The sequence below is a fragment of the Blastopirellula marina genome (genome assembly GCF_002967765.1).
Lineage (GTDB): Bacteria > Planctomycetota > Planctomycetia > Pirellulales > Pirellulaceae > Bremerella > Bremerella marina_A.
This window is the reverse complement of sequence record NZ_PUHY01000005.1, coordinates 312348-331418: the sequence shown is the minus strand read 5'-3', so window position 1 is coordinate 331418 and position 19071 is coordinate 312348. Positions and strand designations below refer to the sequence as shown.

Annotated in this window: 16 protein-coding genes; 8 read left to right on the top strand and 8 right to left on the bottom strand. The window is 55.4% G+C overall.

Going from position 1 to position 19071, the window contains the following annotated elements; all coding sequences use genetic code 11:
* Nucleotides 1-31 precede the first annotated feature (31 nt).
* From C5Y83_RS29325 to C5Y83_RS05475, 4 genes are all read left to right on the top strand, one after another.
* Nucleotides 32-205, top strand: coding sequence for a hypothetical protein (locus C5Y83_RS29325; RefSeq protein WP_158262244.1), 174 nt, complete (start codon nt 32-34; stop codon nt 203-205).
* A gap of 120 nt (nt 206-325) precedes the next feature.
* The gene (locus C5Y83_RS05485) at nt 326-1051 is read left to right on the top strand and encodes a DUF4956 domain-containing protein (RefSeq protein ID WP_105328647.1); all 726 of its coding nucleotides are present in this window, start codon (nt 326-328) and stop codon (nt 1049-1051) included.
* 92 nt (nt 1052-1143) lie between these two features.
* Nucleotides 1144-3012 carry a CotH kinase family protein gene (locus C5Y83_RS05480; protein ID WP_233207112.1) on the top strand — a complete coding sequence of 623 codons (1869 nt, stop codon included), beginning with the start codon at nt 1144-1146 and terminating at the stop codon, nt 3010-3012.
* 234 nt (nt 3013-3246) lie between these two features.
* The gene (locus C5Y83_RS05475; protein ID WP_105328645.1) at nt 3247-4617 is read left to right on the top strand and encodes a serine hydrolase; all 1371 of its coding nucleotides are present in this window, start codon (nt 3247-3249) and stop codon (nt 4615-4617) included.
* 5 nt (nt 4618-4622) lie between these two features.
* Here the strand turns inward: C5Y83_RS05475 and C5Y83_RS05470 are convergent, their stop codons facing one another.
* The 3 genes from C5Y83_RS05470 to C5Y83_RS05460 are packed head-to-tail and all read right to left on the bottom strand — an operon-like array spanning nt 4623 to nt 7625.
* Nucleotides 4623-5567, bottom strand: coding sequence for an Lpg1974 family pore-forming outer membrane protein (locus C5Y83_RS05470; protein ID WP_105328644.1), 945 nt, complete (start codon nt 5565-5567; stop codon nt 4623-4625).
* Nucleotides 5543-6481 carry an Lpg1974 family pore-forming outer membrane protein gene (locus C5Y83_RS05465; RefSeq protein WP_105328643.1) on the bottom strand — a complete coding sequence of 313 codons (939 nt, stop codon included), beginning with the start codon at nt 6479-6481 and terminating at the stop codon, nt 5543-5545. Before C5Y83_RS05465 ends, C5Y83_RS05470 begins: the two co-directional genes overlap by 25 nt.
* A gap of 19 nt (nt 6482-6500) precedes the next feature.
* Nucleotides 6501-7625 (bottom strand): Lpg1974 family pore-forming outer membrane protein, encoded by a 1125-nt coding sequence (locus C5Y83_RS05460; protein ID WP_105328642.1) that lies wholly within the window; start codon nt 7623-7625, stop codon nt 6501-6503.
* A 337-nt stretch (nt 7626-7962) separates the two neighbouring features.
* On the opposite strand from C5Y83_RS05460, the gene C5Y83_RS05455 reads away from it, so the two are divergent.
* Complete coding sequence (locus C5Y83_RS05455; RefSeq protein ID WP_199194993.1) at nt 7963-9477, top strand: MFS transporter; 1515 nt, start codon at nt 7963-7965, stop codon at nt 9475-9477.
* A 33-nt stretch (nt 9478-9510) separates the two neighbouring features.
* Here C5Y83_RS05455 and C5Y83_RS05450 read toward each other — a convergent pair whose 3' ends face one another.
* The 4 genes from C5Y83_RS05450 to C5Y83_RS05435 all read right to left on the bottom strand — a co-directional run bounded on the left by C5Y83_RS05450 (nt 9511) and on the right by C5Y83_RS05435 (nt 14111).
* Nucleotides 9511-10587 carry a sphingomyelin phosphodiesterase gene (locus C5Y83_RS05450; protein WP_105328641.1) on the bottom strand — a complete coding sequence of 359 codons (1077 nt, stop codon included), beginning with the start codon at nt 10585-10587 and terminating at the stop codon, nt 9511-9513.
* A 141-nt stretch (nt 10588-10728) separates the two neighbouring features.
* On the bottom strand, nt 10729-11856 hold the full coding sequence (locus tag C5Y83_RS05445) for a PQQ-binding-like beta-propeller repeat protein (RefSeq protein WP_158262243.1): 1128 nt from the start codon (nt 11854-11856) through the stop codon (nt 10729-10731).
* A gap of 65 nt (nt 11857-11921) precedes the next feature.
* Nucleotides 11922-12785 carry a PhnD/SsuA/transferrin family substrate-binding protein gene (locus tag C5Y83_RS05440; RefSeq protein ID WP_105328639.1) on the bottom strand — a complete coding sequence of 288 codons (864 nt, stop codon included), beginning with the start codon at nt 12783-12785 and terminating at the stop codon, nt 11922-11924.
* Between the two features lie 63 nt (nt 12786-12848).
* A complete protein-coding gene (locus C5Y83_RS05435; protein ID WP_105328638.1) occupies nt 12849-14111 on the bottom strand; it encodes a hypothetical protein in 1263 nt (420 codons plus the stop codon).
* Nucleotides 14112-14466: 355 nt separating this feature from the next.
* On the opposite strand from C5Y83_RS05435, the gene C5Y83_RS05430 reads away from it, so the two are divergent.
* The 3 genes from C5Y83_RS05430 to C5Y83_RS05420 are packed head-to-tail and all read left to right on the top strand — an operon-like array spanning nt 14467 to nt 17833.
* Nucleotides 14467-14862: a GntR family transcriptional regulator gene (locus tag C5Y83_RS05430; RefSeq protein WP_105328637.1), complete on the top strand. Its 396-nt coding sequence runs from the start codon at nt 14467-14469 to the stop codon at nt 14860-14862.
* Nucleotides 14859-15770, top strand: a complete 912-nt coding sequence (locus C5Y83_RS05425) for an ABC transporter ATP-binding protein (protein ID WP_105328636.1) — start codon at nt 14859-14861, stop codon at nt 15768-15770. Before C5Y83_RS05430 ends, C5Y83_RS05425 begins: the two co-directional genes overlap by 4 nt.
* Entirely contained in the window at nt 15767-17833 is a 2067-nt protein-coding gene (locus C5Y83_RS05420) for a hypothetical protein (RefSeq protein WP_105328635.1), read from the top strand. Before C5Y83_RS05425 ends, C5Y83_RS05420 begins: the two co-directional genes overlap by 4 nt.
* Here the strand turns inward: C5Y83_RS05420 and C5Y83_RS05415 are convergent.
* A complete protein-coding gene (locus tag C5Y83_RS05415) occupies nt 17827-18384 on the bottom strand; it encodes a helicase (RefSeq protein ID WP_146117645.1) in 558 nt (185 codons plus the stop codon). The genes C5Y83_RS05420 and C5Y83_RS05415 overlap by 7 nt on opposite strands.
* Nucleotides 18385-19071: the final 687 nt, after the last annotated feature.

The following is a 19071-nucleotide window of genomic DNA, read 5'->3' as shown; positions in this document are numbered from 1 at the left end:
AGGGAACCCCAGGCAACGAGCAAACTTTGCCATGGCGGACGGAATTCGCCAATTCATCGAGAAAACAAGCGTCAAACGCCTATTTTGGGGCATTTCGATCGACGGGCCGGGCGATCAGCTTCCTTACCGACGGGGACTGTTCGTTACCGGTTCTTCATTTTTTCTTCATATTCCTGGCACATTGGTTGGCTCAATTTCGCATTGATCGATACAGCCCGACTCCGTCCCTCGATTTCGCGAGTCGTGCTTCTCCACGAATTGGATTCAGCAACACCAACATCATCCAGTCGGATCGACGCCTGGATGCTGGGAAACAGACACCACGATGGAATTCCTCGAAGTCCCCATCTTCGATACCGACATTTTCAAGCTGATGGTCCGGTTTGGGATCAACCTGTTTTTCCTGAGCCTGATTGTATTCTTTGGAATTTACCCAAGTCAGCGGCAGCGTGAATTTGCGTTCACGGCCGTGATGCTGAACGTCGTCGTTTTCTTCATTTGCTTCACCATGAAGAAATTAGAACTCGATCTAGGACTGGCCTTGGGACTTTTCGCCGTCTTCGGGGTTCTTAGATACCGTACCGACTCGATTCGTCCGAAAGAGATGACCTACTTATTCATCGTGATCGGCATCGCAGTCATCAACTCGTTAGCGAACCGCAAAACGAGCTATGCCGAGGTTCTCCTGGTCAACAGCGTGATCTTCGCGACCACGATGCTCAAGGAACGGGTCGTCGGCAATGGAAACGGAAGTGACAAAAAGAAAGAAAAGCTGGACGAACCGAATGGCGATTCCCCCACCGGAAATGGCAACGGCAAACCTAAGGAAAAGAACGGCAAGAAAGAAAAGTTCGACAAGTACGCGATTGAGTACGACCGTCTCGAATGGCTAGGGGACGCCCATCGCGAACAGCTTATCGCCGACCTCCGCGAACGTACCGGACTGAATGTCGTCGATTTTGAAATCAAAACAATCGACCTTCCGCAGAAGAAGGCGACACTAACCATCTGGATTAAACCAAGAGATTCCGAACCGAAATCAGATTCGTAAACCTTGAGATGCCTGTTGCGGTCATCTCACCTTTTCCCTCATCAACACGCGAGCAATAAACAATGATGCGACTTTCTAGTCGAATAGGATTGATGTTCTTCTTTGCTCTTCTGACGGCAGCCAATGCTCAGCCGCCAGAAGATTTCCGCGGCGGCCCCGGAGGCTTCGGTGGTCCCGGAGGGCCTGGTGGATTCGGTAGACCTGGTGGAGGTCCCGGCGGCCGCGGCGGATTTGGGCCAGGCAGTCGGGAAGATCGTAAGCTCGTTAAGAAGTTCGATCACGACGAGAACGGATGGCTCGATCAGAAAGAACGCGCTGAAGCACGTGCTGAAATTCAATCCGAAGGTGCTACACGTGGCGGTTTCGGTGGCCCTGGCGGACCGCGCGGACGTGGTGGAAATCGTCCTGCTCCGGAAAGTGGCCCAAAGCTTACACCAGATCAAGTTAAGCAATATCCTGATGCCGATATGTATGCCGGTGATGTCCTGCGTACTATCTTCATCGAATTCGAGAACGAAGACTGGGAGAAGGAACTCGAAGACTTCCATGGCACCGATGTCGAAGTTCCCGCCACGCTAACCGTCGATGGCAAGACGTACCCTAACGTCGGCATGCGGTTCCGCGGGATGTCGTCTTACGGTATGGTCCCCACCGGCTACAAACGTTCTTTCAATGTTTCGCTGGACCTGGCGGACGAGGATCAACGTCTGTACGGCTACAAGACGCTGAACCTATTAAACTGTGCTGGTGACGCGTCGTTCATGAGCACGGTGCTGTACTCGAAGATCGCCAGCGAATTCATTCCCGTGCCCAAAGCAAATCATGTCCGCGTGGTCATCAACGGCGAAAGTTGGGGCGTCTATGCCAACGTGCAACAGTTCGACAAACAGTTCCTGAAGGAAAACTACCCTTCAAGCAAAGGGACGCGCTGGAAAGTACCCGGCAGCCCAGGCGGCGATGGTGGCCTGCGGTACGTGGGGGACGATATCGCCGCGTACGAAGGTCGATACGACATGAAATCGAGCGACGGTGCCAAGGCTTGGGCGGCCCTCATTCGCCTCTGCCGCACACTGAATGAAACGCCACTCGACAAGCTAGAGGAAGAACTCGAATCGCAACTCGACATCGACGAAGCACTTAAGTTCTTGGCCCTCGATGTCGCTTTGGTGAACTCCGATGGCTATTGGACCCGATCGAGTGACTATTACATCTTCCTCGACAAAGACAAGAAGTTTCACGTCATTCCCCACGACATGAACGAAGCGTTCCAAGGAGGACGTGGACCGGGTCGTGGTCCTGGCGGCCCCGGTGGACCAGGAGGATTCGGCCTTCCTGGTGGTGGACCAGGAGGCTTTGGCCGTCCTGGCGGTTTTGATCGCGAACGTGGCCCCATGCCAGAAGGTGGTCCCGAACCGCGCAACGAAAACGGTCGGCCTGAACAAGGTCCACCCAACGACGATCGCGCAGATCGCGGGCGTGGCGGATTTGATCGAGGGGGCTTCGGTCCCGAAGACGGAGAACGTCAACGAGGGCGTCGTGGATTCGGCGGTCCTGGCGGTTTCGCCGGGCCAGGTGGCCCAGGCGGATTTGGCGGACCTGGAGGTCGTGGTGGCCCGGGCGGTCATGGCGGTGTTGAACTCGATCCGCTGGTGAATATCGACAACCCTCGCATGCCACTTCGCAGCCAACTGCTACAGATTCCGCACCTTCGCGAAAAGTACTTACAGTATGTTCGCGAGATCGCCGAGAAGACGTTCGCACCTGAGTTTGTCGAGCCGATCATCGAGCAGCATGCCAAGCTGATCGCCGCCGACGTGGCCAGCGACACCCGCAAGCTCGAATCGGAAGAGGCGTTCAAGAAGGCTACCGACACCGAAAAGCCAGGCGATGCCTCGTTAATGAACTTTTTCGAGAAACGCCGAGAGTTCCTGCTGGACTATCAGGCTCCGGCGATGAACTAGCCAAGCACAAGTTCGTGACGGTAACGTCATGAATTAACCCTCCCCCTGTGAGCCGGCCCGCGCGAGGATGAGCGTGGGCTGGCTTTTTCATTTCGAAGGACGGCTACTTTTCCTAAGATTTTAGTTGACCGGTTTTCGCGAATAAGTCGCGTAGTAGGACGAACTACCTTAGAATCGACGCCCTGCCAATCGTGGCATTCCCGACTTACTGCTTTTCTGGCGGAGAAACAGCCGATGAAGGATTTCATATTTCTAACGCTCTCTCTGCTCTGTCTGAGTGGCGTAGCACAAGCCGACGACCTCGCTGACAAGGTCGACCGCTTAGCCGCGCCCTACGTCGAAAGCAAAACGGTCGTGGGAATGACGATCGGCGTCATTCAAGGTGAAAACAAAGTCGTCCGAGGTTACGGACGGCTTTCCGCCAAAGACTCCAAAGTGCCGGACGGTAAAACGATTTACGAAATCGGCTCGATTTCTAAAGTCTTCACCGGCATCCTCTTGGCTGACGCGATGGTCGAGGGCCGCGTCTCTTTGGTAACGCCCGCTGATGAACTGTTACCCGATAGTGTCAAGATGCCACGTCGCGAGGAAAGCTCACCAATCCGTCTGTGGCACCTGTCGACCCATACTTCCGGCCTTCCTCGATTGCCTGACAACCTTGCGCCGGCCGATCCAGAGAACCCCTACGCAGACTACAACGGCCAGCAGTTGGCCCAGTTTCTCCAGAAGTTTCAGCCCCGAAAACGCCCCGGCGAAGAGATGAGTTATTCGAATCTTGGTGCGGGGCTTCTTGGTGAGTTGCTCGCTTCACAGCAGAAAACAGACTACGGCTCGCTCCTTGAACAGGAAATTGCTCAGCCACTGAAGATGGCCGACACGCGCGTCGCATTGGATCAATCACAAAAGCAACGTCTCGCAACGCCCCATGTTGCCGGTGGAACGGTCAGCCGCAACTGGGACTTTCTGAAACTGGCAGGCGCCGGGGGCATTCGTAGTGATGCGGATGACATGCTGAAATTTGCCGAGGCGCAGCTTCACCCACCGAAAAATGACCTCGGAACGGCAATCAATATTGCCTGGCAAGTTCATCAACAGCCGATCGGCGAAAACGACTTCGCAATGGGTCTGGGCTGGCATGTCGCGCGCGACGGCGCGACTCGCTGGCACAACGGGCAAACGGGCGGCTACCATGCCGCAATTTTCGTCAATCGCAAGGTCGACGCGGCGGTGGTGATTCTGGCGAACACAGCGACGCATGACATCGATACGTTGGCGGAACAAATCATGCGGATGCTGGCTGGCTCGAGCGAGCAGCCACGCAAGTTCGCCGAAGTACTGGAAGTTTCGCCGGAGAAGATGAAACGCTATGTCGGCAAATATCAGATCGTTCCTGGGGCCGTCTTCACGGTGACAGTAAAAGACGATCAACTGCTAGTGGGACTAACAGGACAACCAACGTTTCGCGTTTTCCCACGCAGCGAAACCGAATGGTATTACAAAGTGGTCGAAGCAACCCTTACGTTTCAAGTCGACAAGTCCGGCAAGTGCAACTCGGTTGTACTGCACCAAAACGGGATCAAACAAACCGCCAAGCGAATCGAATAGTTCGCCTAGAACGTCAACATAAAGTTCACCGTCAACCCTTGCAGCAACAGGTCGTTGTTTTGCGGTCCAGTGGCGTCGGTGAAAATCTGGCACTGATTCAACCAATCGTTGATCTCGTAGCCAACGGCTGCCGTCCAGTAGCCTCGTCGAATGTTCAGCCCAACCATGGTTTGAAAGCCGAGCGAAGCGAAGTCTCGCGAGTCGACCTGAACCGTTCTCGAAGTAACCGTCGTAATGCCGTTATCGATCTGGATCATTTGCGTGCGATCAGGAATGCTCCAGTCTCCTAGCAGATATGAAGCAAAGAAGCCTGCGGTCAGCTTCATTTCGAATTGCGGCGAGCAGAGCAGGGTGTACTCACCGTCGATGCCGACCTTCGGGCCGATGCCCCAAAAGTTGCTTTCCGCTTTCTCGACTACATATCGCTGCGAGTTCGTCAGTCCGCTAGTGTAGCTGGCCTCGAACGATGTGGTAAATGCCTGGCGAATAATGCCTCCCCGAAGCCCAAGCACTGGACGAACCAGCAAACCGTTACCCAGATCCATCGAACTACTAAAGTCGACATCCATCATGTCGTAGTTAATCGAGGCATCGAGTTGCCCCTGATCGAAGTACAGCTTTGGGGATGGCGGCTGTGATTCTTTTCCACCCAAAAACGCAGCCGTGAGGTCACCAGTTGCCGAGTCGGTGGTTTCGTTACGAAAGTGGGTCCAGGCAAGGTTCGTATTCCATGCGTCATCGAACGATGCCCCCACGCGAAAGCCCGGGGCGAAGTCGTAGATGGTTTGTTCGTAGTTGACGTACTGATTCATTGGCGCTCGATTGGTATTCAGCACCCAGTCGACCGGTTCGGTCGCTTTCCAATACAAGAACTCACCGAACAAGTCGGCAGCTTGCACCGGGGTTGCCCAAGCGAGGCAACAAATCAGTAGGTAACCGCAATACCGCATACACCACCTTGGAACGTCAAATCCCCATGCATTGGCAACTGTTGGAAAGTCAGGAACCGCTGCTGATTGGCCCACCACTGCATCTCATAGCCCACACGCCCCACAACGTTGGCATGCAATGGTAGTCGCCACTCGGCACCAAAGAACGAACGAATCATCACCGTGCCCAGCTTCGAGTCGTTCATGCTGGTCGAGAACGCATCGTACGTAGACGAGGATGGCAATCCACCGACTCGTTGGTAATCGTCTTCCACGTTCCACACGCCATAAAGCATTGCACCGGTCAGGTCGCCAACCAGACAGAAGTTGCCTGGGCTAGGGCTCCAGCGAGCTCCGATACCGGCGCTCGGACCGATTCCAAAGAACTCGTGACTCACGTTTTCAACGGCGATTAGCCCGAACAAATCTCCCCATTTGGAATGCACGTTCTGATCGATGATCGCTCCCTTTAAGCCAAACGTCGGACGAATCAGGCAATTTTCCGACATGTAAATATCATGTCCCACTTCCCAGTCGAACGTTGTGTATTGAATCGACCAGTCGACCGACGCAGTCGTAAAATCGAACGCGTCGCCACTGAGAAACCCGCTGAAGAACTCCGGAATAACCAGGTTAAAGCCATCCTCAATCGCGGCATCTTGCGAAGTTTGAAAGTGGGTGACCGTGAATCGCACGTCCCACAACCACTCAGGCGGTTTGATCTCGAGCCCAGCTCGGACACCGGCATTCCAGCCAAAGTCGAGGTTGGTCGCTTCAAACTCTTGTACCAGCAGCGGCACTTCGCTAGCCCAGACCGAAGAGGTTTCGGCGGACGCATGCCATACGATCGCCTCGGCGAACGGAGTCATCCCCTCGGCCTGCGCAATCGTCGCGCCAGCGAGTAAGAGAATCAGGCATGTAACCGAGCGAATCATCAACGACTTCTATACAAAACTAAAAGCTGAAACCAATTTCGAGCACGCCACCCTGCAGCGACATCAAGTTGTTCAAGCGTCCCATGTTGTAGGAATAAAACTGAATCTGATTGAGCCACACCTGCGCTTCGTAACCCAAGCGAACGCGCGTCGTCACTCGGCTGCCTGGCTGCTCCCACGAAAGCCCCAAGGCAAATCGCAGCATCGTTGCCGCGCCATGAATGGGGTCAGAATTGATTGCGATATTCGAGGGAGTCAGAATCGTGGTCGAGGTCAAACCGTCGGTCTGGTAAACCTCGCTGAAATTCCAATTTCCATACATCAACGCTGCCGTCGGCGTAAAGTAAGCCTGCAGCGAATGGGTTGGCGAGACGGAAAGAGGTATTAACGCGTCGACGCCAATGGACGGACCTATGCCCCAGAAATCTTGTTTCAAGTTCTCCGTCGCCGCACCAAACAAATAAACGTGCGAGCCAGAGTCGATCGGGCTATACCATCGCGAGTCGATATCTTGCCGAATGATCGCAGACTTCACCCCGACAAAGGGACGAAGCGTGAGCGCGGGGCTAATCATGAAAGTGCGCTGGAACTCGAGATCGATCGTGTGGAACTGTACATCCCACTCGACATCGGCACTGCGGTACTTTGGACCGAAACCGGATCCGTCCGGGTTATCAGCGAAGAAGTTCCCCAGGAACGCCGAATAGACCTCGCCGGCGGCATGATTGGTCGCTTGCGTTCCGAAGTACGTGTAGTACAACCTCACGCTGGTTTGGTCGTCGCACCCAGCTCGTTCAACCCCAGCTCGTACGCCCGCGTTCCAACCGAACGGAGCGTCCACCAATCTGGCTGTCCCAGCCGAGCTTCCCATGCCGATCGGTGTGATCTCTTGCGCCCAGTTCTCGGCGCTGCCTTCGGTTAACTTCAGCGTAAGCAGCTCAGCAAACGGCGTGAGTGTCGTCGTCGGCTCGGCCGGACAATCCAACCATGCATCTTCCGCAATGATCGCCTCGTTCACCTCCGCAAGACTGAGGGATGCAAGCGGTGCTAAGACAACGCCAATCGCCCACAAGAGCCTGCCGAATGCACGCAGCTTCCCACCATCAAACACGCAGGCAGGCAAATTTTGCTTCAGGTTAGGCATGGTCAGCAAACGCTAGCAAGCAAGAATCTCTCGGCGGATGGGCGGTCTTAGGGATGGCGATCACGATCGCGACCGCCAGAGAAGCCATGCCCGCTACACTCTCTACAATCGTTAAAGTCGGCCGCTGCGATAGCATTCCTGCAGTAAGAGTTGCCGATTGGGTAAGAAATACGGCCTCGCTGTCCGATGCGTTCCTTCACATGAAGAATCAGCAATAAGTGCTATCACTTTGCGAGCCCTTCAACGAAGCGACGTAAGCTTCCATCGAACGCACGTCTTACGCCAACTTGAACCCGCCCTCACCACTCGTTCCCGGCAAGAGGAAAGGCAACGCTGCATGCTCGATATAATGCCAGCGCCACCCGAGACAACATCGCCTACCGATGTCGCTGCCGAACCGACTTTCAAGACGGTGCAGCAGTACATCGACGAAGTCCCGATGTGGGCCGACGGAACCGACACGACCTCCTCGCCGATGACCCACATGCAGTGGCGAATCTGGTGGTTGGCCGCCGCTGGCAAGTTCTTCGAAGGACTTGTTGTCTTCATGACCGGTGTGGCGTTGCCGCTGATTGCCAAAGAGTTTTCGCTCGGCCCCTCCGCCCACGGCCTAGTAGGTGCTGCTTCGCTCTTAGGTATTCTGGTCGGCGCGACGGCACTAGGTGGGCTTTCCGACTACTTTGGACGCAAGCCGATTTTCGTCGTCGAGATGGCGATCTTCACCGCGTTTCTGATTGCGATCACCTTCAGTACCAGCTTCCTATTCCTGGTCATCTGCTTATTCGGACTCGGCTTGGCGCTGGGTGCCGACTATCCGACGGCGCACTTGATCATCTCCGAGAGCATGCCCAGCAACACACGAGGCAAGTTCATCCTGGGTGCTTTCGGGTTTCAAGCCGTCGGTGCCCTCGTGGGGGCAGGCATCGGTTACCTGATCCTCGACCAATTTCCCAGCATCGGCGATTGGCGGTGGATGTATGCGACGGCAATCATTCCGGCAGTATTCATTACGATTGCCCGCCTGACGATCACCGAGAGTGGCCATTGGCTTTGCGCGCAAGGGAAGTACCAAACTGCGGAACGTGAAACGCTGCGTCTACTGACTCGGAAGCCACGTTACCCCAAGCAAGTTATTCTCGATCAGTCCGCCGTTTCGACCACAGATGGCGATGAGAATAGCGGCGGCTATGCCGAACTGTTTAGTGGAAAGAACTTGCGGGCCACGATCTTGACGAGTGTTCCCTGGTTTCTGCAAGACCTAGGAACGTACGGCCTAGGAATCTTTACTCCGACAATCATCGCATCGGCAATCGGCCATAAGAAAGAACACGCGACGTCAGTGGCCGATCTGATTCAAAACGACATGATCGCCGCTAAGGGAATGGCGCTGATCGATCTGCTGTTGATCGTCGGCATCGTGTTTGCCGCGCTGCTTGCCGATCGCGTTGGCCGAATCAAACTGCAAGTCGCCGGTTTTGTCGGCTGTGCATTAGGGCTGCTTCTTGCCTCGTTTTCGGTCGACTACATCGGCAACGAAAAACTGTATTTTATCTTCGCCGGCTTCATGGTCTTTAGCTTTATGACCAATCTCGGCCCGAACGCACAAACCTACCTCATCGCAGGCGAAGTCTTTCCCACCAACATCCGCGGTAAAGGAGCCGGCTTTGCGGCCTCGTTCGCCAAGATCGGCGCCGTGATCACGGCATTCCTGTTTCCGATCTTACTCGCAGATATTGGCATCCGCTATCTGCTGTACATCTTGATCGCCACATCCTTATGCGGCGCGGTGGTTACCTGGATGAACCGCATCGAAACCGCTGGCTTGAGTTTGGAAGAGCTTGAAACCACCTAACTTCCATTCCAATCGCTTGGTCATGATTGACCGCTATCGTGGAAGCTGCCACTTCGATGTCGGGACAACGGCCGCATGCTTACTGACCAAGCGGAACTCGCACGCCACGGCCAAGTGATCGGAAAGCGAACCTTCCGGAACTTGTTCGTCCAACAACGGAAGATGCCGCGCTTGAACGCGCGTAAGTTGCGTGGCAAAGGGACGATCGGAGTTGGAATAAAACAGGTAATCGATCCTGCGGCCACCATCGTCGGCCAGTGCATTGCTGCTTCCCGCTGGCCCGTACGCGACGCGCTGCGCGGCATCGACGAACGGGACACTCCGCAGCTGGTCGATGCTGGTCATTAGGTTGGCGTACTCAGTCTCCGCGCCTCCTAACGGTTCGGCCGTAATATTAAAGTCTCCCAGCAGCACCGCCGGATTATCACTATGTTGATGGTGTGATACGAACTGACAGAACTCTTTCAGCTGCAACTCACGGACGCTGGCCGATTGACTGTCGAGATGCGTGACAAAACAATCAACCGCTAACTGCGAAGGCAAGTCGACCAGCACACGAACATGCAATGCCCCTTTCGCCGCAAAACCGTCCGATTTGAATCCGTGCGTCAGGAAGCGGGTCGAGTTTTGATACGTGTGCGTGTGTGTTTCCAAGATCGGATATTTGGAAAGCACTAGCAGGCCGCCCCCAATCAAATGACTGCCTGATCGGCCTGGACCGTCCGCCACGTGATAGCCATTTCCCGTCTCAGCTTGCAATTGATCGATCACCTTTTGACGGTGGGTCGCGTCAAAGGCTTCGTTGAGGGCAATCAGATCATAACCGGCGAGCTGCTCTGCGATCTTCTCAGCACGATATGCAGCCGCGCTACGTTCGCCTGCAAACGGAAGCGCGACGCTGGGCAACAAATGGACATTGTAAGAAACGACCGACAACGTTTGTGGACGAGCTGGCTTTGGCGTTGATTGTGACAAGTCGATTTGCACGCGGCTAGGAACCTGAACGGTGTCTGGCGTAGGGGAACCAATCGTAGCTTGGCGGTTGGGACTGGCGCAGCCCAAGAGGCACAACCCTCCGTAAACTGCCAACCATGACCCAACGCGATGCATCTTGCCGCTCCTCGACCTGAAAGCCTTCCTTTCTGGTTGTCGGCTCGGCCAGCTGGTGCCGTTGAACGATTGCGGCGAATTGCCTGGCTTCTTGACGCGTTGATCGCTAGCAGTTAGCTGCTTCGGCAGAGTAGGGGAGGGCTACTGGTTTGCCTTCGCATTGTCCGTCGACGCCAGAGACCAGCAGTAGACAATCTCGCCGCTACGCAGAAACAATTTGTCGCCAACCAAAGCTGGGTGCGAGAATACATCGACCTTGGTATCCGAAAACTTCTGCCGGGCGACAATCGGACAATCGTCCTGGGTGGCATCGACTAACAGAATTTCGCCGTCACCAAAGACCAGCAAGTGTGCGTCATCGGCAATCATCGCGGCGTAGTCTCCGAGTACCTTGTCTCGCTTTCGCGATAGCTCTTTCAGTCCTCGATTCAGATCAAGGCAGTACAGAAAACGATTCACGCAGAACAGCCGATTGCCGACCACCACGGGAGTACTCATGTCAGGCGTCAGCCTGTTGTTCTCCATCACCGGCGTCGGATCGATGGTCCCATCCGTTTGAAATTGATAAAGCCGCGTGCCGTTGTTTTCGGTCGCGACTAGCAGCTTGCCGTCAAGAATCAGCGGAGTCGGCACGTTGAAGTCACCTTCAATTGGTGGCGTTAGCGTCCACAAACGTTTGCCCGTGTCGACGTCCCAGCCGCCAAGCGTGGTTGCGTCGTGGCCGACGATTTGCGTTCGACCGCCGAGCTGGCCAATGTTCAGTGAACCGTACGAGGGCGCCTTGCCGGGCGTCTGCCAAACGATTTTGCCACTCTTCAAATCAAAAGCCACTAATGAAGCTTCCGCCCCACCAGCTTCGACAATCACCTTCTCATCGACAATTAAAGGGGAACCACAATAACCCCACGGCAGATCGCCGGTCACAGCAAACTTGGTTTTTAGATTGTGGTGCCACAAGATCTTGCCGGTCGCCAATTCGACGCAGTGCAAATCCCCCATCGCTCCGAGCAGAACGACTTGGTCGCCAACGATGCTAGGGGTTGTGCGTGGCGACTGACCGTAGTCGAGATTATCAACGGCCAGGTATTCGATCTGCCAGAGCGACTTGCCGGTTGTCGCATCGAGACAGTGAAAGACATCCTGAAAGTCACTGAAATCGCGATGCCCAAGAATGACAAACTTGTCGTTGGCCGCGATGCCTCCTAAGCCGCCGCTGGGAAGCAACGTTTTCCAGACCAGCTGTGGTTCAGCAGCGAGCTTGCTGGGCAAACGTGGGTAATGGCCGTCGCGGTGTGGGCCGCGCCAGCCCTTCCAAGCAGGAGACGCCTGGTCACCTACTTTTTTTTTGCGACCGGTTCTTCCATCGGCAGGAAACCGACCAGTGTTTCCAACTGGGTGCAAAGTTCGGGATCGGTCGCCACCATCAACAAGGCATCCTTGACCCGCTTTTGCTCGTCGCTGGAAACATGATTGGTCGCGAACGCGGTGATGAAAGGCACCTGTTTCGTTTTTCCGATGACGCGCAGATCTCCTTTTTTGATCGTTCCGCAGCCTTCCAACAGGGGCGCAGCGTAGCTTGAGATCACCGCGGCTCCCTTGGTCGGACCTTCCAATTCCAAGATTTTGCAGGCTCCATCGCTACAAGCCTGAGAAATTTCAAGCTTCTCGGGGATTTCGATCCCTGCCTTGGTGAGCAGTTCGATCGCGGCTTCGTGCTTCTCTTGCGCATCGATCGCCCCGAAATAGATCTGGTACCCTTTCAGGTCGGCAGGGCTCTGGGCAGCGTCATCCTTTGGGACCACGATCATTCCATACTGCGACGTGCCACCCTTCTTGTCGGTCAGCCGGCCGAGCGGCGTGACCGTCATTTTTTTCAGCTTCGCATCGTACCGCGCAACCGAGTCCTTCCCGATGATCAAATCGATGGTGCCGCCAGCAAGGTCTTCCTCTTTCAGCGTTTCCAACGATTCGGTGAACAGCAAATGGACCGATCGACCGAGCTGTTTCTCGAGAAATCCCTCCAGATGCTCGTACTTCCGCTGGGCGTAACCTTCCACGCAAGGACAGGAAAGGGGAGCGGCCAGCGGGTCCATGACGACCAGTGTCAGCGGTTTCTCTTCAGCGGCGACGATCCCCGCCAAACAGTTGATCAACAGTAAAGCCGCCAGCACAGTGATGCGGCTTGAGAACTTATGCATCGAGCGTTCTCCTCTTCCGAGCGGTGAAGTATGAAGCGAAGTCTACAGTAAAACCGGAGGCGACTAGGTTTCTTCCGTCGCGGCCGGGGCTTCCTGTTCGGCCGAAGGCGCTTTACGCTTCATCAGCACGATGTGGTTGCGAGTAATGTCCAACATGTAGACCGAATCGTTGTCAGGCGAAATCGCAATCGACACGTTCTTGCAACCAGGAACCAGCTTCACATCACCGATGTATTCCTTGAACGTTCCATCCGCCGCGAAACGCTTGATGCGGCCGGTGTTCGATTCGGCGGTATAAACGTCGCCTGTCTTATCGAAGCAAACGTTCATGGGGTTACAACAGCTGGTGAACCCATCAGCACCGGTCCGATCTCGCTTGCCCCAGGTGGTCACCATTTCGCCGTCGGGTTGGAAGCAAGCGACGCGATGGCGGGCATTCTCGGCAACGTAAATACCGGAAGTGCAAGCTTGGACGTCCATCTGACCGCAGCAGCCACGCAGCTCGCTGACTACCTTCTTACCGTCGGTGAAGTCGGTGGAAGTTTGCCACACGTCAAACGTGTAACCAACCGGCGATGGCGTGGCGACGTAAACGTTCTTACCGTCCGAGCTAATCGACGCGACGCGCGACTTCGAGGCTTTAATCGCCTTCAACGCTTCTTCGATTTTGGCAGAGTTGTCAGGCTCTTCACCTTCCTTCGCGTCCTTCTTCGCAGCATCTTGTTCGGCCTTTTGCTTTTTGAACCGCTCGATGTTTTCTGGCAAGATTTGCAGTAAGCGAATCTCCTGGTCGTTCAGCTCTTGGATTGCCTGCTTTTCTTCTAACTGATCGATCATGTTCTCGTAGGCCGAGATGATCGAACCGAGCGACATCGCAGGGCGATTGACTTGCGCTTCGGCTTCTTTGCGAAGCTCTTCATTATGGGATTCCAAATCGGCCGCATGGGGTGCTTCAGCTTGAGCGAGCAGCTTGCCTTCGGGCGAGAACCGCATCAGCTTGCCGTGACCTGCCACTAAGATCGAACCATCCGGTGCGGTGTTGATCGCTTCCGGCTTGATATCGACGCTCCAAGCGGCCAATTGTTCGCCGTTGGCATCCAGTACTTTCACTTCGCCAGGGCCGGCGCCACAAGCGGCCAGGATCTGTCCTTTGGCGTCGAGGCAGAACGCATTGACCGGCGATTCTTTCGGAATCTCGATCAGCTTGGCCTGCTCGTGCGTGGCCTTCTCATCAATATTGATCGGCTCTTCTAGCTCTTGAGCCCAAAGATTGGTGACCATCAACGTCGCCAATACAACCCAGCCAGCACCTACGAAACGCGGCATCTCAATTCTCCTTGAAGGATAAGCACAGCCTCTTGGCCAATCCGTGAAAACAACTCTGAACCGTGGGAAAAGTACGCAAGCGATGTGGGGTGGTGGTCCAAAGCGAACAGTTAGACGCCGATTATACCCAAACCCGCCCATTTGGGGACAACATTTGCGCGAATTTATAACTTCGCTATTTTCACACCATCGACAGCAGCACCCCAGCTTGCCGTACTTTGACCGAATTCTAACGCGAGAAACCTTTGCCAACTGGTTACGCCTGACGCGAGTTTTCGTTCAGCAGAAAAAAAACGCTTGACAGTTCCTGCTCTCCATGTGTATCACTGTAGTAATACACCATAGAGCACTACGCATGACCATCGAGCCAACTCAATTTGAAGTTCAGCCATCCTCCGGGGTGCCGATCTATCGCCAGATCATCAGTCAGGTCGAAGCGATGATTGTCGGCGCGCGGCTGAAAGAAGGGGAAATGCTGCCTAGCGTTCGCGAAATGGCGACTTCGCTGGGTGTGAATCCCATGACCATCTCGAAAGCATATGCCCGGCTTGAGGCCGACAACATCGTCGAACGAGTCCGGGGCAAAGGCATGATGGTTCGTCCGTTGTCACTCAACGGCAGCAAGTCACAGCGTCTCGAAGAAGTCCGTCCCAGCGTGCGTGCGGCCGTCGTCCATGGCCGGCAATTGGGTCTTACCAACGAGCAGATTATGGAACTGGTTCGCCAAATCCTTCAGGAGATTCCCGAGTGAGCATCCCAGCCCTGCAGACCGAGAAGTTGACCAAGCGTTTCGACACCGAGGATGTCCTCCGTGGGATCGATCTAACCATCGAGCCAGGCCAAGTGGTCGGGCTGATCGGCACCAACGCGGCCGGTAAGACCACATTAATCAAGTGCCTACTCGGCCTGCTTCGGGCCACAACCGGCTCGTGCAGCTTGTTGGGAGAGGACTCATGGAACCTCAGCGGGGCTACCAAAGCCCGCATCGGTTACGTTTCGCAAGACTTCGAGCTCCTTCCCTGGATGACCGTCCAAGGAATGTGCGATTACACCGGGGCGTTCTACCAAATGTGGCATCCACAGCATGTCGAGCGTCTGCTAGGCGAGTGGCAACTGCCACGCGACAAACGAGTTGGAGCCCTCTCGGTCGGGCAGCGGCAGAAGCTGGCCGTCATCCTGGCGATGGGGCATCAGCCGGAACTGTTGATGCTCGACGAGCCGGTCGCCAGCCTCGATCCGTTCGCCCGACGGCAGTTCCTGCAATCGCTCGTGCAGTTCACCGAGGCGGAACAAAACACGGTCCTCTTTTCTACGCATATCACCTCCGACCTGGAACGAATCGCATCGCATGTGGCCATCCTGCGCGATGGGCAACTGGCCTGGTATGGGCCACTCGATACGCTCAAGGAAGGTTGCAAGCGACTGCGAATCTACCGCGATAAACCACTGCCGCCGAATTTTCTGGTGCCAGGGGCGATTCGCTATGAAATGAACGGCCAACGAGCGCTCGTTTCCGTGGCCCACATGAACGACGATCTCCGTGAAACAATCGCCCAGCAGTGGCAAGCCGATGTCCAAGTCGAAGATTTGAACCTGGAAGAGATCTTCCTGGAATGGACCGGCAGCATGGACAGCCCAGCCGACGAGGTATTGTCATGAACGCGCAGCTTTACCAAGTATTTCGCACCTATTGGCAGCGACGAATCCTCGTCCTGCTTGCACTGTTGGCCTTTTTGCTCGGCGTGGGACTCTTCCTCGTCGGCCGCTTCACGGGAAAAACCGCAAATCAAATTGCCCCGACGATTAGTTACACCGGCGAGTTTGTCTTTCTGTATTCGAAGGATTGGAAAGCGGAACTAAAAGGGCGTCATCCAAGTTCGTTCCATGGAATCTACGTCAGCGATCCACGCGACGCGCCGGAGATCGATCTGTCGCAGTTCTCCAATATTTCCAGACTCCAATTGCGGACGTCAACGTTAACTCCTGAACGACTCGCTCAGATTAAGTCTCTCGATCACCTGCGCGAGCTTGAGCTCCATGCCGACGCAATCCCCAATGGAACGTGGACCGCGCTCGGGTCGCGTCTAACCTTGTTGGATGTCCCTGCGCGGTTATTGAAGGAACATGCAGGCGAGATGTCGCAGATGACGAATCTTGAGGTGCTGCGAATCGATCGCGATTCGTTGGATGTCGCTACCATGGAGGTCGTCGCCCAGATTCCCAATCTGCGGACACTTGTGCTTAGTAGTAGCGTCATCGACTTCAACTCGACGGCAGAATCCAAACCAGCTCCGCCCATGACATGGGATCCTGCCCCACTTGCTCCCCTGAAAGAGAGCGTACATTTGCGATCGATCTTCATCGATACGCCCGAGCCAACGGCCCGCACAACGCCGGAACTACCTGGGGTGGTGCTTTATCCGGCGAAAACATCGCTCGGTCAGCAAAGCGTATTGATGTTTTGTATCTACTTCTCTGCGATTGTTTCGATCATTGTCGCTCTGCAAATCTGGGCTCATTTCGCTACGCAGCACAGTGTCATCATTCCTGGCTATCATCGGCCGCACCAACTGGCGGCGGTGTTGGTGACACTCGCAGGAATCTTCGCCACGATGTTGCTGCTGATGAATGCGGGCATCGCGATCCTTCCCGCACTGGCGATTGCCGTGGCAGTGCCGACAATGATCCTCGTGCTGCTGGTCGGTTCGCTCGCGAAATCAGCCCTGATCCGGGGTATCTGCACGCCGCTCGGCATTATCTCAGGCGTTTTGATCTGGTTTCCGGCGATCGGGATGAACTCCTCTCCGACAATTGGCGGAGAGATGGCTTGGTTTCTGCAAGGTACCACCTGGCTCCTGGCGTTATCGCTGGGCGTAGGGCAAGTATTGCTACTGGCTGTTAGTTTCGACTACATGCCCAAGATGACACGACAGATCTACGAAACCAGCGCAATGCATCCTGGCTTCTCGCCGTGGGATCCGCAGCAGCAAAAACGAGCGGCATTTGGTAACAAGAGGTGGTGGCAATCGTTGTGGGATCGCAGCGCCGCCTATCCCCGCTTGGCGGGCAGTTCGCTCTGGCAGCAAGCCAGATTATGGCAGCTGGGCAACGTCTATCGCCCGCTTGTCATGCTGATTCTGTTCGGCGGGGCGTTTCTCGGAATGTCTTACCTTATGGGCAATGGCGGCATTAAGGATTCCATTCAAATGGGACTCGTGTTCCAAATGGGGGCAATCGCGCTCTTCATGCCGCTGAGTGTCTGGTACCGCAGGTGCCGCAATCTTCAGATAGAATCGATGCGTCCGGTCGGACGTCGCGAGTTCGCGAAGCAATTATTCGTGGCGCTTGCCCGCGATCAGATGTGGGCGATCATTCCTGTCCTGCTGGGGATCGCTTATCTGCTGTTCATCTCGCCAGATCAATTTGATCGTGCCCCCGTCGTCGCCCCCTTACCATTAATCGCGATGGTGTGGGGCTACGCCCTCAGCACATCGATCTTCGTCATCCGACAAACGTGGATTTTGGTTCTCTACTTTATCGCAATGATCTTTGGGCCCGTCATCATCATGGGAGGTCTGGCCTTCTATCTGGATTCGTACGGCCTCTCAAACTCGGTGCAGCTAATCATTGTTTACGCCGAGTTTGCTGTGGCAATCGTCTTGGCAGTGGCGATCATACGAATTACCTACGCCAAGGCCGTGCAGCGCGAGTGGGGTTACTGAGCTTTGGCGAACAACAATCGATCGTCCGCACTCCAGCGATGGTCGAGGCCGGCCGTGTAGCCGCGAAGCCACAAGACACCATCAATCCGCCGCAGATAGAAGCCCTTGGGCGTTTCGTCGCTGAAATCGAGCGGCGGCGAGACAATCGTGATCGAACCCGGCGGGGCGCAATGTTGTGTTTTCGGCTGATCAATCGCCCCTTCCGCCTGGTCGAGATACTGTAGCCGCATGTAAGGCCCCACCTCTAAGGAACAGGGCATAAGTCCTCGGGTGATTGCCTTGCTGGTGATCGCTTCGATCAGCCCGCCGTTGATGAAACCTAACTCCGCCACCGAACATTCGACGGTTTCCAGCGAGTTCGTTTCCGCCGATGCTGTGAACCGAACGTCAGCAAAAAGCGTGCGGGCCGCTTCGTTCAGTTCGACTTGGTTCGCATGTAGTTCATCGAGTAGCTCTGACTTATTCTTGCCACCAACCGTAACCGACCGCGTGATCAACGCTCCATCCTCCGCCAAGGCCCACCCAACCGAGCGAAAAAAATTCCTTCTCAAGCCTGGGCAACACCTTGCGCTGGCATCGTCCCAAAAATGAGTTGCTAAGTTTACACGATCTTTGGATAACCGAAGTCGTCACAAAAATACACCCAGGGAGTCTTCTGTCAGCGGGTTTCCACACCCCATGCCAGCAGCTGGATTCTCGTCCCGCTTTCTCGCTTTCCTTATGTCCGATACCTACTTGAAACTGGCCGCCGAACTCGACGCGTACACCGCGGACGTTCTTCCGCCACTGGCTCGGACCCAGCCGCCTACCGGAGACGATATCAAACGCTCCGTACGTGAGCTGATTACGCATGTCGATCGCACGCTGGTCTCGGTTTCCGGAAGATTGCGAGCTTTGGATGAAGCGCTCAAAGAACAACAGCTTCAAAAAACGAGCAGCGACCAACCTCTTCCGCCGCGAACCCCCAAAGAAATTCTCGACGATTTAAAGCTGAGCGTGAACAGCCCGGCACCTCGCCGCAAGTTCTCTTGGTCGGCGATTGGCAAACGGCTGAAGCGGGTCATCAAACGCGTCGACGACGAACAAGATCAAGCAAGGAAAGAGGTAGACCGACGGCAACGCTACCTGGAAGAACGAGAACAGGAAGACGCCGATCTTTGGTCGTGGCGTCCGCCTGGGCCCACGCCGCGCCCCAAACGCCGCCGCACGCATGCCCCACCAAACGTCGACCTAGAAAC

Coding starts and splice junctions, on each gene's coding strand:
- C5Y83_RS05440 (WP_105328639.1), bottom strand. CDS start 12,785: ATGCATAAGTTCTCAAGCCGCATCACTGTGCTGGCGGCTTTACTGTTG.
- C5Y83_RS05455 (WP_199194993.1), top strand. CDS start 7,963: ATGCTCGATATAATGCCAGCGCCACCCGAGACAACATCGCCTACCGAT.
- C5Y83_RS05485 (WP_105328647.1), top strand. CDS start 326: ATGGAATTCCTCGAAGTCCCCATCTTCGATACCGACATTTTCAAGCTG.
- C5Y83_RS05450 (WP_105328641.1), bottom strand. CDS start 10,587: ATGCATCGCGTTGGGTCATGGTTGGCAGTTTACGGAGGGTTGTGCCTC.
- C5Y83_RS05480 (WP_233207112.1), top strand. CDS start 1,144: ATGTTCTTCTTTGCTCTTCTGACGGCAGCCAATGCTCAGCCGCCAGAA.
- C5Y83_RS05420 (WP_105328635.1), top strand. CDS start 15,767: ATGAACGCGCAGCTTTACCAAGTATTTCGCACCTATTGGCAGCGACGA.
- C5Y83_RS05465 (WP_105328643.1), bottom strand. CDS start 6,481: ATGATTCGCTCGGTTACATGCCTGATTCTCTTACTCGCTGGCGCGACG.
- C5Y83_RS05475 (WP_105328645.1), top strand. CDS start 3,247: ATGAAGGATTTCATATTTCTAACGCTCTCTCTGCTCTGTCTGAGTGGC.
- C5Y83_RS05435 (WP_105328638.1), bottom strand. CDS start 14,111: ATGCCGCGTTTCGTAGGTGCTGGCTGGGTTGTATTGGCGACGTTGATG.
- C5Y83_RS05430 (WP_105328637.1), top strand. CDS start 14,467: ATGACCATCGAGCCAACTCAATTTGAAGTTCAGCCATCCTCCGGGGTG.
- C5Y83_RS05470 (WP_105328644.1), bottom strand. CDS start 5,567: ATGCGGTATTGCGGTTACCTACTGATTTGTTGCCTCGCTTGGGCAACC.
- C5Y83_RS29325 (WP_158262244.1), top strand. CDS start 32: ATGGCGGACGGAATTCGCCAATTCATCGAGAAAACAAGCGTCAAACGC.
- C5Y83_RS05460 (WP_105328642.1), bottom strand. CDS start 7,625: ATGCCTAACCTGAAGCAAAATTTGCCTGCCTGCGTGTTTGATGGTGGG.